The 16750-nt window shown below is 37.2% G+C and carries 10 protein-coding genes; 2 read left to right on the top strand and 8 right to left on the bottom strand.

The window, feature by feature from the left end:
* Positions 1-10: 10 nt before the first annotated feature.
* On the bottom strand, positions 11-2275 hold the full coding sequence (locus AB9L17_RS03500) for an S-layer homology domain-containing protein (protein ID WP_375200095.1): 2265 nt from the start codon (positions 2273-2275) through the stop codon (positions 11-13).
* 238 nt (positions 2276-2513) lie between these two features.
* Here AB9L17_RS03500 and AB9L17_RS03495 point away from each other — a divergent pair, with 238 nt between their 5' ends.
* The gene (locus AB9L17_RS03495) at positions 2514-4652 is read left to right on the top strand and encodes an S-layer homology domain-containing protein (RefSeq protein ID WP_375200094.1); all 2139 of its coding nucleotides are present in this window, start codon (positions 2514-2516) and stop codon (positions 4650-4652) included.
* A gap of 206 nt (positions 4653-4858) precedes the next feature.
* Here AB9L17_RS03495 and AB9L17_RS03490 read toward each other — a convergent pair whose 3' ends face one another.
* Positions 4859-6139: a hypothetical protein gene (locus AB9L17_RS03490; RefSeq protein ID WP_068986238.1), complete on the bottom strand. Its 1281-nt coding sequence runs from the start codon at positions 6137-6139 to the stop codon at positions 4859-4861.
* Between the two features lie 437 nt (positions 6140-6576).
* Between AB9L17_RS03490 and AB9L17_RS03485 the strand changes: the two genes are divergently transcribed.
* Positions 6577-8502 carry an S-layer homology domain-containing protein gene (locus AB9L17_RS03485; RefSeq protein ID WP_375200093.1) on the top strand — a complete coding sequence of 642 codons (1926 nt, stop codon included), beginning with the start codon at positions 6577-6579 and terminating at the stop codon, positions 8500-8502.
* 494 nt (positions 8503-8996) lie between these two features.
* Here the strand turns inward: AB9L17_RS03485 and AB9L17_RS03480 are convergent, their stop codons facing one another.
* From AB9L17_RS03480 to AB9L17_RS03455, 6 genes are all read right to left on the bottom strand, one after another.
* Positions 8997-10922, bottom strand: coding sequence for an N-acetylmuramoyl-L-alanine amidase (locus AB9L17_RS03480; RefSeq protein WP_375200092.1), 1926 nt, complete (start codon positions 10920-10922; stop codon positions 8997-8999).
* A 228-nt stretch (positions 10923-11150) separates the two neighbouring features.
* Positions 11151-13064, bottom strand: a complete 1914-nt coding sequence (locus AB9L17_RS03475; RefSeq protein WP_375200091.1) for an N-acetylmuramoyl-L-alanine amidase — start codon at positions 13062-13064, stop codon at positions 11151-11153.
* 239 nt (positions 13065-13303) lie between these two features.
* A complete protein-coding gene (locus AB9L17_RS03470; RefSeq protein WP_375200090.1) occupies positions 13304-14230 on the bottom strand; it encodes an NlpC/P60 family protein in 927 nt (308 codons plus the stop codon).
* A gap of 263 nt (positions 14231-14493) precedes the next feature.
* Positions 14494-14754: a hypothetical protein gene (locus AB9L17_RS03465; protein WP_375200089.1), complete on the bottom strand. Its 261-nt coding sequence runs from the start codon at positions 14752-14754 to the stop codon at positions 14494-14496.
* A gap of 62 nt (positions 14755-14816) precedes the next feature.
* Positions 14817-15899 (bottom strand): S-layer homology domain-containing protein, encoded by a 1083-nt coding sequence (locus tag AB9L17_RS03460; RefSeq protein ID WP_223552678.1) that lies wholly within the window; start codon positions 15897-15899, stop codon positions 14817-14819.
* A gap of 169 nt (positions 15900-16068) precedes the next feature.
* On the bottom strand, positions 16069-16719 hold the full coding sequence (locus tag AB9L17_RS03455) for an S-layer homology domain-containing protein (protein ID WP_375200088.1): 651 nt from the start codon (positions 16717-16719) through the stop codon (positions 16069-16071).
* Between the last annotated feature and the right edge of the window lie 31 nt (positions 16720-16750).

The following is a 16750-nucleotide window of genomic DNA, read 5'->3' as shown; positions in this document are numbered from 1 at the left end:
AGGACTACTGTTATTGATGGATTGCTCGATATAGGAATAATCCAAAGTGAGCGCGACTAATCGCTTCATTTGGCTTAAAAGTGTTATCACCATAGCCAGTTGTAATATTATTTGCTGCTAGTTGCTGAACATATGAATATGCCCAATGATCCTTCGATACATCTTTAAAGTTAATGTTACTTGTTCCTTCTAGGTCATAAGCTAATGCTACAACCTTCGCCATTTGTGCACGCGTTAAAGTACCATTTGCATCAAAGGTATTGTTGCCTTTACCACTCATAATACCAGCCTCAACTACAGCTGCGATTTGTTTATAATAAACGTGATTCGCAGGAATATCCTTAAAGCCTGGATTTTTTACATTGGATGTATCTAAACCAAGTGCGCGACTAATAATAACTGCCGCATGTGCACGTGTCAGTTTATCATTCGGTCTAAATGTGCCATCTGCTTGACCTGTAATAATATTATTCTTTGTTAAGTACTCAATTTCTTTATAGTACACATAATTATCTGGAATATCTTTAAACAAAGAAGGTTTTGCTACAGTCACCGCAGCCTCTGCACTTTTTGTTCCTAAAGTCGCTATTACCTTACCAGTAGCACCTGGATTTTTAGCTGTAAACTTACCATCATTAGTAATGGTACCGATATTACCTTCTACAGACCATTTCACCTGTGATGGATTGTAAACTAGAGGTTTGCCACCGTCATCCTTTGCATCCATAGTAAATTTAACCGTTTCGCCAGCACTTACTGTTTTTGATTTTGGCGCAACGTTCAATGTTGCCGGAGCATCTACTACTTTCACTTGGAATGATTCAACAGCAGTGCCATCATGGTTGATGTAAATTCGATCATTACCGGCTTTCGTTGCCGTATAGTTTAAACCATTAATGTTTAAAATATTATTCTCAGATGTTAGCGATAAATGACCATCGAGTGGAAGTGCATTATAGTTCTCATCTAATACATATTGTACTGCTATACTAGACGAAGCACCTTCTAAAAGAGTTGCATAGTTTGTACTATTTGTCTTTTTAATATATTTTCCTTTACCAGTTGGTGCCGTACTAACAGCTTGTAATGTTGCAGACACAAGACGTTGCGTATTTCCTGAATTGGATGGTAGGTTCGCTAATACGACATTATTGCTACCGTGATTTCGAATACCCATTGTTGTTGAGCCGCCACCATCTAGGTTAATTGCTTGATCGACACCAAGCGATACTAAATAGTTAGCAAGTTGAACCATATTCATACCTTTACTATGACTTTGACGTCCATCTACCGTAATAAAGTGTACTTTTTTTCCATTATCACTTGTCGCAACAACTGTACGTGGTGCAACCTCTTTTGCACGAGAACTAGATGTGCTCATCATAATGTAAGGTTTATTATCCTTTACTAAATACGGACCACTTGCCATGATAAATTTTGCATCCTGCCACTGCTTATCAATAGAGAAGTTAACACTCAGCTCATCTCCAAGTGCTATTTGACTTAGCTTATTGTGCCAATCTCCCCCTTGTAATGAAACAACAAAGCCAGTTGGAGGAATAGATATTTTATCCTTTGATCCATAAGGTGTAATTTTTGTAACTTTTCCTGTTAACGTTTGTCCAAATTTATTTTCAGTAATTGGCGCACCTGTATCAACTACGATTTCAAAACCATATTCATTTGTATTTGTTGTTTTACTATAAAATTGTGGTGTGTAAATCATCGATTCGTTAATATTACGCTCACGGTTCATTCCTGACATTGCATAATTTGTGCCTTTGTGAGAAAGCGTTACATCAAAATCAAAATAGTCAATCTCACCGCGGCCATCTGCTGTCATCCCGAAAGCTGTAGGGACATTCATATATTGATCGGTGCCGTTTGAAACCGCTCCACCGTTTAAAATAACATTATCTTTAGCTAGTAAAAATAATGGGTAACCTTCTGACATATTGAAGAAACTTGCATTAATAGCACCGACTACACGATTCCCCTCGCGTGAATTACGATTAGCATTCGCTACTGTCGATTCTTTTCCATTGACTGTTGCAGGCATACCCAATTGTACCTCTGTCATTGGCTCATCGACATTTACCGTAATATGATTTATAGAATTTGTATAGGTATTTTTGTATGTATATTGTTTATACTGTATACCTTTCGATAATGGAATATCCTTCGTAACTGTTTGGAATGCATAGGCATTCAATGGACTAACAACCATTGACAATAATACAACTAAAACCAGTAAATTTTTCGCTATTTTTTTCATTTTTTTTGCGCTCTTAAGTAATATAGAGCCCTCAACTCTCCCTTCGTATGCTTTACTTCTATAACATTATCAAAAATATGCCAAAATAGCTATGGAACATTTAAGCTATTTTCCAGTTTTATAGGAATTGTCAAGAAAGCTATTCATATAGTCTCATTTTGTTATTTTTCTAACGTTTACCTTTATCGTGACCCTATAACTTTGTTAAAATGGTGTAGAAGTTTAGGAGGGTAAAAATATGAAAAAACTATCAATCATTGCAATGCTCATGACTGTAGTCGGCTTGCTTTTTTGGCAACCCCAACAGGCATCTGCTGCTGATGAACTCACAGGGCATTCCCATGAAAAGGGACTTCGCTATTTAATTTCCAAAAATGCATTAGTAAAAGATGCAAAAGGAAGTTATCGTCCAAATGATAATGTGACACGCGGAGAATTCGCTTCTTATTTGGCAAAGGCCATGAATCTTCAAGAGACTAGCGACATAGTCTTTAAGGATGTCCCAGATACATATTTGCATGCAAAAGATATTAAACTTGCTGCTTCAGCTGGGATTATTACAGGCTATGGAGATGGTTCATTTAAACCGAATGCCGCTATTTCAAGACAGCATATGGCGATTATGCTAGAAAGAGCTATTGATTACTTAGAAATTCCTAAAGGTACTTCTACTATTACCTTTAAGGATAATGCATCTATTATTAAAGAATACCGCCAAGCAGTATCTGTAGGTGCCCAATTAGGAATCATTCAAGGCTCTAATGGTAAATTTATGCCTACCAAAAATGCAACTATTGGACAAGCTGCCACGTTTGTTCACCGTTTAATGACACTTGCTGGAGATCCAAACGACGGCAACTCAAACGGCAGTAAGCCAAACACTGGTGATCCAAATGACGGCAACTCAAATGGCGGTAAGCCAAACACTGGTGATCCAAACGATGGCAACTCAAACGGCGGTAAGCCAAACACTGGTGATCCAAACGGTGGCAACTCAAACGGAGGTAAGCCAAACACTGGTGATCCAAACGGTGGCAACTCAAACGGCGGTAAGCCAAACACTGGTGATCCAAATCCTGGAGATCCGAATACAGACTCCCCTAAATACGTTATTAAGGAAATTTCAAACGGCACACTAGTTGGCAATCAAGGATTCTCTACCTTTGCAGATGCTGAAAAGGCCATGACAAAAAATACACAGGTTATTGTTCAGAATGATAAAATTGTGAAAATGTCTTCAGGCTATGTCGTGACAAATAATTATGTAGCACTAAAATCTGAAACAATTAATGACTCTATTGCTGTTGCAGGTAATACAGAGATGGAATACCTTAGCAGTGATGAAACACAAGTAAAAGTACGTTTAGCTGGTCAAGTCGGCTACTTAAAACACGCTGATGTTACATTAATCCCATTTGCAATGAGCAAAGGTCGCTCTTACTATACAAATGAGAATGGTGAAATTAAACACACGCTCTACGATTACAAAACAAATAAATATTCTTCTAGCTATGTTTACGGAAAGGCACCTTCTTTCATGAAGCCAGGTGAAAAATACTATAGCTGGGATGGCATCTCTTTCACAAATGGAAATGGGTCTTCTAAAGGTGACGCCTATAACTACTATCAGTTTTTACCTGCTCGTGCAACAACACAATACACTGCAGAAGAAATTGATGCTTATATTATGCAGAAGTTAGCGGAGATGGAAAGTACGGGGATTACGCAATATAAAGATGCAACAAAGAAAAGTAAGTTAATCGGTTTAGGCAAAACATTAAAAGAAGTAGAAGCAAAATCACAAATTAATGCGATGCTTATTTTATCACTTGCACAGCATGAAAGTGCTTATGGTATGAGTCCTCATGCACAAGACTTAAATAACTTGTTTGGTTTGTATGTATATGATACTAACCCACTAAACAAAAAGTTTGATAGTATTGTTGCCAATATCAATGAGCTTGTTGATAAGTTTTTACAGCCAAACTATATCACGCCAGGTGGTTCACCAGGCAGAAACTTTGCCAACGGCGCTGTAGTTGGTTCAAAAGCTCTTGGCTTTAACGTAAAATACGCTTCTGACCCATACTGGGGTGCAAAAATTGCAGGACATTACTACCGTGCTGAAAAGGCATTAGGCTTTAAGGATGCTAATAACCCATATACGATTGGTATCACAACAACGCCTGGTTTAAATGTTCGTACAGAAGCATCTACAAGTAATAGTCCACTATTCACGTATGCACGTAGTGGAATGCCTGTTATCATCACTAACTCTGCTACAAACGGTTGGTATGAGGTTCTTTCTGATAAACTTCATACAGGAACAGCTTTTGTTAGCAAAGACTATGTACAAGTGATCAATACCGTAAAATAAAAAAGAAGTCGTCCTATCATTAGGACGGCTTTTTCTCTGTGAAGAAAGCAGTTTTTCAGGTTCTAAAATATTGTTATGAAGGTGAACGATCGACACTCCTGCTGAAGAACTACGCATTGTGCCTGTAGAAACAAAGGAGGCGGATAGAACGCCCGATATACAAAAAAGAGATGCCTCAACTGACTATTGAGACATCTCTACTATTGTTAATATGAAAGTTTTTTATTGTCCGTTTTTATAACCGCCGAGGCTAGGATCACAAAGCCAAGCATTAAAATAAATATTAAATCGAGTAAGCCCGTATGCATAGACACTGTAAATAGAGTAATGACAAATGCATAAGCTACTGAGTGGAAGCTACGAATACCGCCTTGCTTCACTTTATTATAAATTAATGAGATTAATACACCATATAAGAAGAATCCAATCCCTACAAGTACATAACCGCCATCTAAGAATAACTGACCGATAAACGTAGGCGTTGTTGTTCTATTAGGGCGTGTAATATATTTACCTTCTTCTACACTTAGTGAGTTTACAACTTCTGTTACTTTCATACGAGGTGACACTTGTTCACCTGATCGAATCGTGTTAAAGATACCAGCATGGAGTTCACCATTTAGGTAACCTTCTTCTTGCGTATATTCAATAATTTTACTTAAAACAATATGTCCAGTTACACTCTCACCATTTAATGAACGAATCCATTTTGGCGTTAAGTTAACTTGCTGCTCTACTGTTAACAGTTTTTCTTTTTCTGTTTCAGTTAATTCTACATCTGGTTGTTCACGGCTATTAAATTCCTTCGTCGTATCTTCTGATACAACACGTAGGAAACCAAACATTGAGAAAGCTACTCCGATGACAAACAGAGCTGAAAGGAACCATGTTAATTTCACACGCTTCACAACATAATGGAAAATAATAATACCAGTAAATAACATAATAATTAATGGTGTACGGTAACCCATTAATAGGAACAAGAACATAACAGCAGCATAAATAGAACCGTATACTAATACTTTCTTCCATGTCATGTGCTTTTCTAAAATCATTTTATACGATAATAACAATAAAACTCCAAACCATAATAATTGGGCAAAGAAGTTTAATTTTGGATCAAGGTTACGTCGACTAGATTCATCAGAAATTCCGAGTCCTCCACCAAAAATCATTAATAAATATGAAGCTAAACCAAGTAAAGTTAAGAATACAATAAAATGAACAACATATTTCCCTAAGAAAGATAAACCAAATGATGGGATTGTCCATTGTAATTTATCAATAACGTACACACCGATGTAATAGCATGCAAGTGCTAAAAATACCGCTGGCCAAATTGATACTTTTACATTAAATAACTCAAATCGATGGAAATCGAATAGACTCGTAAAGAAATATAGCACTAATATAAAAGGTAAAAAGAAGTACGGTGAAAACGTATCAATCTTATTGACCTTTGCTAAAGTTTGTTTCAATTTATTCATAAATGTCATACATCTAAGTAGATGTGATTGCCCTCCTCTATCGCAAATCATAGTTGTGTCTTTTTTTCATTCTTATACAAAACAAGAGTTATTATATCATAAATACAGATAGACTTATAGAAAGGAATGAAGTGATTTTATATAAAATTATGCAATAATTTCTCATTCTGCCTAATTAATGGCCCATTACCATAACGTGTGGTTGATTTCATTTCCGACTGGGGGCGTCTGATGAGCCGCTTAGACCGAAAGAATGTTGGTCATGAAGACTTATCACAATCCCCACTACCATCAACTTATATACAGGGCATACGTCTTAACAATTGTCATCCATTTTGATGATGTGCCAAATTTTAATGATTCATCCATTATTTATGTGTAATATGGTAATGTAGTGCAATTTTGATGGAAAACATAGAACTAAGGATGTGGATTTAATGCAGAAATTATTCATTTCATTACTTGTAGCATGCACTTTTATGCTTATAGCTTTTTTAGCACCTACACAAGCTAAAGCAGCACAGAAAATCGGTGTCGTTTTCTCTGAAAGTAGTGAAAAATACGCCAATACAACACACCCAGGTGGAACATTTAATGGCCAGTCTGTTTCTGAAAAGGTGGACTATAGCTCCACGTATAATAAGGAACTTAAAGCATTTCTTCTCTATCAGCAACAAGGCTTCCAAGTAGAGAAGATTTATGAGAAAGACTTAAACAATTTAGAAAATTTAAGTGAATATGATGCAATCGTCTTTGCCTATACAGTCATGATGAATCATCAGCAACGCGAAAATGTCAAAATGTACGTTCGAAATGGCGGTGGTGCAATTTTTGCATTCCAGACAGCGCGTAATGAATCAACAAAATTCCCTAAATCCGGCCAAATGGATCTTTCTCCATTGATCTATGATGTCGATTCTTGGGTAATGGAGTGGGATAATTTAACCGAGGTATTCAATTCACGTTTTATTGACGATATCGTATTAGGAAATTCCACGATAAGCAATATTAATACTGTTCATCCAATTATTCAAAATACAACAAAAGAGCTTGGCAAAAGCAAGCTTACTCTAACAAAAACAGATCGTGATTGGGTAGAAATCATTAAGCCTTGGCAAGGGGGATCTGCAACACCTATTTTATATTTCTCAGATTACAATTTCACAGACAAGGCTAAAACAATGAAAAAGAATGAATTTGGCGCTGCTCATGCTATCGAATACGGTAAGGGCAGAGTTGTTCAAATTGGATTCAAAATCTATGATTATATTAATATTGATGCTAAAGCTGATTGGCAAGATCACGAAAATGGTGCTGCCTATTCCACAACTACTGGTGACAAGGATGCACAAGTATTTATGAAGCATGCTCTCAATTGGGTAGCCGACAATCATAATGGCAATGTGCCCCGCCGTTATAATCTTTCGCTTTACTCTGACGGGGTGCAAGGTTATGTAGCACCGTCCGGTAAATTTGTTTTCTACTCTACTGTAACAGTTAAGAACAATGGTAATGTGCCTGCTCGAGGTACATTGAAAGTAGAAATTTTAGACGCAAACGATAAAGTGGTTGGTACAGGGCATGAACGTTACATCCCAGGCCTTGCTGCTGATTCCACAACAGACAATGCTGATAAAAAAGATATTAGTACCCATACCGAAAAATATCAAATTTCTATGCCTGGTAATTTAGCTGCCGGAACATATACGATACGTACATCCTTTATAGAAGGACGTGATGATCGCAAAAATGCTAATGAAAAATTTGCAACGATTGCAGAAATTAAAACGCTCACACGCGCAAAAGGTTCCAACAAAGCAACAATTGCTGCCGCACCATTCTTCCCAGATGTAGCATCATCGAATGGTGCCTATCATGATATTAAAAACTTATATGCACTTGGCATTGTAAAAGGTTCTAACGGGAAATTTAATCCACAGGGTACACTGACTCGCCTTCAAGCAACAGAAATGATACTGCGAGCATTAGGTATTCCAGCATCAAACTCAGCTACATTAAATGCGAGTGACATCAAAGCAAGTGAGTATGGCTATGCAGTTTTAGCAACAGGCTTACGCCACGGCATGATTGCATTAGAGGATGGCAAAATCAATGCCCACCAGCCAATGACGCGCGCTGCTATGGCAAGAGCACTTGTCAACGGCTTCAAGCTACAAGGCCACACGAATCATACTTTCACAGATGTACCTGCATCTCATGCTTATTATAAAGATGTCCAAGCTTTATATGCACTTGGCATTACAACAGGCTATGCCGATCATACATTTAAACCAAATGGTACAGTGACACGTCAAAACTTCGCGCAATTCGTAAACAGAACACTACATGCAAATTCAAAATAAGTAAGATGCTACTTTGGATTCAAGATAAGTTACTTTTGGACAGCTGATAAAAGTGCTGGAACCAGTGATAAAGCGGCGAACATCGCTGATAAAAGTGCTGGAACCGCTGATAAAAACTCAACATCGCTGATAAAAATGCTGGAATCGATGATAAAAACTCAACATCGCTGATAAAAGTGCCGGAATCGATGATAAAAACTCAACATCGATGATAAAAGTGCTGGAATCGATGATAAAAACTCAACATCGCTGATAAAAGTGCCGGAATCGATGATAAAAACTCAACATCGCTGATAAAAGTGCCGGAATCGATGATAAAAACTCAACATCGCTGATAAAAGTGCCGGAATCGATGATAAAAACTCAACATCGCTGATAAAAGTGCCGGAATCGATGATAAAAACTCAACATCGCTGATAACATTCCTTTTAACTGTACTAATCAAACAAAAAAGAGCTACATGGTTCGTTACCTGAACCATGTAGCCCTTTTTATTATTGCTTTGAGTAATACTCCGAAATTCCTTTGTAAACAGATTCAGCAAATAACTCAGCATATTGATCATCCGTCATTTTAGCGTTGTCTTCATTATTTGTGAGGAAGCCTAGCTCGACTAAGATAGATGGAATAGCCATGTTGCGAATTACATAGTATTGCTGTTCTTTGACACCACGATTTTTCATTTTTAAGTTATTAACAATTTGATTATTTACAAATGTAGCAAGATCAACGTCTTCCTGATGCATGTCCCCTGTTGAAATAGCATAATATGTTTCAGTGCCCTGTGCAGAAGTATTCGCTGCTGAGTTCACATGGATACTTACGAAGACTTCACCGTAATTAGCATTTGTAAAGTCAACACGGTCTTGTAGTGAAGGATAGGTATCCCCCGTACGAGTCATCAATACCTTCGCACCCGCAGCCTCTAGTTTTTGCTTCACAAGTGTGCCAACCTTTAATGTAATGGCTTTTTCGGAATTAGAACCTACAACCGTTCCAGGGTCCTTACCACCATGACCTGGATCAATAATGATAATACGATCTTTTAACGCATTACCATTTTGATTTAATAACTTTAAGTAAGATTTATGGACATACCCTGTTTGACCATTAGAGGTAACTTGTGCCCAATAGCCGTTAATACTGTTCACTTGAACATATTCGCCCTTTTTCAGCTTACTTACTACCGTAGAAGTAGAGTTAGCTTCTGTGCGAATGTTTAAATTGTCAACTGTCACTCGACCAAGTAAATCACCTGTAACTGATGGCGTTATTGGGTCTGGAGTTGGAGTTGGAGTTGGTTTTGGGTCTGGAGTAGAAGGCTGTTCTACTTTAATATCCTCTGTACTATTTGCCACGATATAACCTGGTAATCCGTTCACTTCTGTTAAATAGTAGCCACTTACCGTCTTATAAACTGGTAATTTCACTTTACTATCGACAGTCGAAATAACCTTTGAAGAAGATGTTGGTTTGACGTAAATATTTATACTTTGTGTTGTAGTAACTTGCTTTTGAACATCCCCTAATGCATTACCGTCCGCATCTAAAAACTGTGCATACTTTTTATAAATATAAGCATAGGTATCTTCTGATGAAACTTTTAACCAATCTCCTTCAACTGCATAGACTGATAGTTTACCACCTTTATTCACTGTACCCACAATGTTGGCATTAGATGAAGAATCTTTGGATTTACGAATATTCAATCCGTCAGTCGTTGAGGAAACAAATCCAATGACCTGTGATGGATCAGGTACAGCTACGCCTTTAACAGGTAGCTCTAAACGATACTTTTCACTTTTCGCACGCGCTACAAATAACGCAAACTGTGCACGTGTCACTTGGCGATCTGGGTAATAATTTTGACCGCTCCCTTTTGTAATACCATTATAGTAAATCGTATTCACGTATTGAACGTAGTCATGTGTAATATCTACGTCCACAAAAGGAGAATCGACATTTTCATATTCACTTGTATCAAGCTTAAATGCTTTCGTTAATACATAACTCATTTCATCACGAGTTAAAGGTTTGTTCGGTAAAAATTGTCCCTTTGTATTTGTTTTAAAGTAACCAAGCTGTACGGCACGTTCTACATAACCTGAAAGCTCACTGCCAACTTGAACATCTGTGAAGCTTGATTTATTAACAACTAGTGGTTTATTACCTGAAGCAACAACAACCATTTTGGCAACTTGTCCACGCGTTACGTTATTATTTGGTTTAAAATACGTCTTCCCTTTTTCTGTATATCCTTTAATCACACCTAAATTCACTAAATAATTGATCTCTTCATAAGCTTCATGCTTTGAAGAAATATCTTCAAAATTACCACTTGCACTTGCATTATGTATGGTAAAAATAGAAGCTGATATGAATAAGATGCATAACATAAGACAGATTTTCTTGAGATACAATGTCTTTTTTCCTCCCTCCCTATTCTCATATCCATTTTAACAAAATTTAACACCTGAAACCAGCATACAAATGTAACTATTAGTATTTTTCAGGTTTATATCAAAATATAAGGATTATGTCATCCACAACTTTTCGTGAAGAGCCAAATATAAACTCTCTTTCATTTATAAATGACTCGAAACAAAAAAGAGCTACATCGTTCACTATGAACAATGTAGCTTCTATTATTATTGTTTTGCGTAATATTGTGAAATCCCTTTGAAGATAGACTCAGCAAATAACTCAGCATATTGATCATCCGTCATTTTAGCGCGGTCTTCATTATTTGTGAGGAAGCCTAGCTCGACTAAGATAGATGGAATAGCCATGTTGCGAATTACATAGTATTGCTGTTCTTTGACACCACGATTTTTCATTTTTAAGTTATTAACAATTTGATTGTTTACAAATGTAGCAAGATCAACGTCTTCCTGATGCATATCACCTGTTGAAATAGCATAATATGTTTCAGTACCCTGTGCAGAAGTATTCGCTGCTGAGTTAACATGGATACTCACAAAGATTTCACCGTAATTAGCATTTGTAAAGTCAACTCGGTCTTGTAGTGAAGGATAGGTATCCCCCGTACGAGTCATCAATACCTTCGCACCTGCAGCTTCTAGTTTTTGCTTCACAAGTGTGCCAACCTTTAATGTAATGGCTTTTTCGGAATTAGAACCTACAACCGTTCCAGGGTCCTTACCACCATGACCTGGATCAATAATGATAATACGATCTTTTAACGCATTACCACTTTGATTTAATAACTTTAAGAAAGATTTATGGACATACCCTTTTTGACCGTTATAAGTAACTTGTGCCCAATAACCGTTAATACTGTTCACTTGCACATATTCGCCCTTTTTCAACTTACCCACTATCGTAGAAGTAGAGTTAGCTTCTGTGCGAATATTTAAATTATCAACTGTCGCTCGTCCTAATAGATTACCTGAAACTGTCGGAGGAGTTGGATTTGGATCTGGAATTGGATCTGGCGTAGAAGGTTTTTCTACTTCAACATCCTCTGTACTATTCGCTACAATATAGCCTGGTAAACCATTCACTACAGTTAAATGGTAGCCACTTACCGTCTTATAAACTGGTAACTTCGTTTTGCTATTAACTGTTGTAATAACTTTCGAAGAAGAAGTTGGCTTTACGTAAACATTTAAATTTTGTGTTGCTGTAACCTGTTTTTGGACATTCCCTAATGCGTTACCATCTGCATCTAAATACTGAGCATACGTTTTATAAATATAAGCATATGCACCTTTATAGGTAACTTTTAACCAGTCTCCTTCAACCGCATAGACTGATAATTTACCGCCTTTATTGACAGTGCCTACTATATTAGCAGAAGATGAAGAATCTTTAGATTTACGAATATTTAATCCGTCAGTTGTTGAGGAAATTAATCCAATAACCTGTGATGTATCAGGTACAGATACACCTTTAACAGGTAGCTCTAAACGATACTCTTCACTTTTCGCACGCGCCACAAATAACGCAAATTGTGCACGTGTCACTTGGCTATTTGGGTTATAATTTTGACCGCTTCCCTTTGTAATACCGTTATAGTAAATCGTATTCACGTATTTCACGTAAGGATTTGTAATACCTACATCCACAAAAGGAGAATCGATATTTTCATACTCACTTGTATCAAGCTTAAATGCTTTTGTTAAAACATGACTCATTTCATCACGAGTTAAAGGCTTGTTTGGTAAGAATTGCCCCTTTGTATTTGTGGCAAAGTAACCAAGCTGTACAGCACGTTCTACATAACCTGAAAGTTCTGTGCCGACTTCTACATCTGAAAAGTTTGATTTATTGACAACTAATGGCTTGTTACCTGAAGCAACAACAACCATTTTGGCAACTTGCCCACGCGTTACGTTATTATAAGGTTTATAATACGTTTTGCCATTTTCCGTATATCCTTTAATAACACCTAAATTTACTAAATAATTGATCTCTTCATAAGCTTCATGATCTTTAGGAACATCTACAAACCCACCACTAGCTTGGGCACTATGTATTGTAAACATAGAAGCTGAAATGAATAAGACACATAATATAAGACTGATTTTTTTGAGGTACACTGTCTTATTTCCTCCCTTCCTGTTCTCGTGTTCATTTTAGCAAAAACTCACAGACAAAACTATCATACGAACGTAACTATTCTACTATTTTTAGGCATCACCCCTTGATTATTAATATTTCATAAAAAGAAGAGAGCCTGCAGATGCAAACTCTCCTCAATTTATACATTATTTAAAAGAACTTCCCTGCATGGTATTACTTAAAACGTAGCCCTTGTCTAAGTAATACGGAATTTTAATTATTTTTGTAATTGTTGTGCGCGTTCAATAAATGTTTGAAGTTGTGAAATTTTTAACATTTCATCGTAACCGAAATTACCATTTCCTTTACCTTCTGTAATACCATTTGAAGCTAGAATTGAAACAAATTCATTTGCCCAATGATTTGCAGGAGCATCAGTAAATGTTACAACATCGCCTTGTTGTTCTAATCCAAAAGCATGTACTAATACTTTAGAGACTTGAGCACGTGTTATCGGTGAAGATGGGTTAAATTTACCATTACCATCAAAGATACCTAACTTCGATACAGCAGCAATCGCACCAGCATGTTCATATGTTGGTTTTACGTCTGTAAATTTCGTATTTTTATCGGATGTATCCAAGTTAAGTGCTTTAGCAATTTGCTCTGCCACTTCAGCACGAGAAGCGTAAACTGTAAAATCGATAGCAGCTTTCTTTACTTCTTCTTTAACAGCTTCAGCTTGTTCACTATCAAATGTTGCTACGCGTTTAGCACCAATGTAACGAGAACCCCAATAATATGGATCGTTTACATCTGAGTAACTAACACCTTTACCTGTTTGTGAGTGAATCATTTTTCCGTCACCTGTATATATCGATACATGTGAAACACCTTTACCACTAGTATTGAAGAATAGTAAGTCGCCCACTTGTAAATCGTCTTTTGCTACCGCTGTACCTTGTTCGTACTGTGAACTTGATGTACGGTTTAATTTAATACCTAAATCTGAAAATACTTTAGATGTAAAGCCTGAGCAATCAAGCCCTTTAGTAGTTGTACCTCCATACACATATGGAATACCTAAATATTTGGATGCTGTTTCAGTTACATCAGATGCTGTAGCTGCTTCAGCTGTATCTATGTGAGTTGTTGTAAATAACATAAAGGATGCAAAAATCGGTAATAACCATTTCTTTTTCATATTTCGGTATACCCCTCTCTGAACTTTTTTGCCTATAAATAGACTATCATAAAAGGTGCTATTTTAATTTTTCAATTGTGTAACGGTTTACAAAACGCAAAAAAACGCTGATACACCAACGTTTCCGTGGTTTATCAGCGTTAAAATATGGGTATTAATTAATGGATATCCCGGCGTTTTGTAACATTCCTGTAATATTAGCTATGCTTTGTCACAATAGAACACGAGATTCATAGGAAGTACTAATGAAATCGTTACGGATTTCAGGTATTTTCACGCGAATAATTGATTTGCTTCGACTTCGCGTATCCAGTCGCGTGCCAGGATTCTACGGGGGCGCGTGGAGATTTGTTTGCTTCGCTTCCGTGGGTATTTGCCCCAGCTTCGCGGATATTCGCTTTGCTTCCGCGGGTATTTGCCCCGGCTTCGCGGATATTAACCTCGGCTTCGCGGGTATTTGCTTTGCTTCTGCGGATATTTGCCTCGGTCGCGCGGATATTCACCTCGGTCGCGCAAATTTTCACTTCGCCTCCGCAAATATCCACCACTACCCACGGGTATTTATTTTCCCCTTGATCCGCTCAAGTTATTGACTTGAAAACAATTGCACCCAATAGTAGTTTCCTTTGCTGTCAATGGCAATGGCTACTCCGGTATTTGTGTAATTTTCACGTAAAATATTTTCACGGTGTGTTGGAGAGGCCATCCACGCTTTCACTGCCGCTTCTGGTGATGGGATGTTTCTTCCTATATTTTCTCCTAAACTCGTATATGGATAGTCGAATAATGTCGCTAGATCCCACGGCATTCCGTAATAAGGGGATTCGTGCTCAAAATAATGTCGATTCACCATATCTTGCGCCTTAATAACAGCGACTTGTGTTAAAGCTGCATCATGGGTAAGTGGTTGCAAATTTTTCTTTTGTCGTTCAACGTTAACTAATCGAATGACATCATTAGACATGGTTGATGAATAATTTTTTGTTGGTATATACGACTTTGATAAAAAGTCATACGCTAATTCGAAATTGGTTACCTTCAATGAAAAGTCAAGACTTCGCTCAACCAAAGAAGCAAATTGAGCACGTGTGATCAATTGATTCGGTGCAAACTTTTGCGCATTGACCCCTTTAATAATACCGACATCTGCAAGTGATTCAATATAGTCTTTCGCCCAATGTCCCTCATTCACATCGCTAAACTTACTTTTATTTTCGGAATCCACTTCAATTTGATAAGCAAGTGTTAACATTTTGGCAATTTGCATACGTGTTAAAGGTGCTTCAGGTTTGAAACAATCACCATCTTGTAAAATACCTAATTCAACTAAAGCGCAAATTTCTTTGTAGTATGGATGGTTAATCGATATATCTGTAAATTTTGGCGTATATGTAGTATCCAGTTTTATCTGCATGGAACGAGCAATTGCAGCTGCAGCCTCTGCCCTAGTAATCGGTTGCTCTGGTCGAAAGAAGCCGCCCTGATCATTTGTCATATAGTGCTTCTCTAACATATGTTCTATCGAGCTACTAGCCCAATGTGATGGTGAAACATCCTTTGCAATATTAGCCGCCAATACTTCTTCAGATGTGTTCGCCAGAGATACATCGTATGATGTAGTCAGCAATATAAGTGACATACCAACAACACCAGAAACTTTTTTAAACATAGCTCCCTTCCCTTCATTCAGTTATGTATCGTACTCTATTTTCCTGACGACAATGCCCCATGTCTTCGGGTAATAAGCCTGAAATATACCATTAATCCCTATTTTACCCTAGATAGTTTTAAAAAAAACACTCCAAGATTGCGGATAACCTAAGAGTGAGTCTTTGCTTTTATTCAACGCTAATAATATAAAAATCATTTTCGTTTTTTTGTAAGGTGCGATATAGGAATAACGCCATCTGACCGCGAGTAACGTCTGTATACGGAGAGAATGTTGTCGCACTAGTACCTTGTGTAATCCCATAATTTAATAACGTTTGAATATACTTATTGGTTTCATTATCTTTTGTAAAATCTGAAAAAGGAGCAGATAATGTTGTTGCCTGTTGTAAATCAAAGCCAAGTGTCAGCATCTTTGCCATTTGACTTCGCTTAATAAAATGATCTGGATTATAATTTGTATTTTTTTGGATAATTCCATTTTCAACAAGTGCAGCAATATGACCGTAATATTTATGAGAGGCAGGTACATCTTTGAAGCCAGGATTTACTACATTTTTTGTCTCCAATTTTAGAGCTTCAGCTAAAAAGTATGCTGCTTCCCCTCGCGTTAAATTTTGATATGGACTGAACGTAGTCGGTGTTGTACCAAATACAATTCCCTGACTATATAATTCACTGACTGCTTTGTATAATTCTGCTTCGCTTCCACTATTTTTTATATCTGTAAATGGCATAGTAGCTGCTTCTGTAGGAATGACTGCGACACAGGGTACTACTACTGCTGCAGTGGCAATAGCCCACGCTTTATGTACCTTCACATTAACGCTCCCTTTCCTCAAGGCCATAAAA

It is taken from the genome of Lysinibacillus sp. RS11 (genome assembly GCF_042019215.1).
GTDB classification, from domain to species: Bacteria; Bacillota; Bacilli; order Bacillales_A; family Planococcaceae; genus Lysinibacillus; species Lysinibacillus xylanilyticus_A.
The sequence above is the reverse complement of the archived record's forward strand: the minus strand, read 5'-3'. Positions and strand labels throughout refer to the sequence as shown.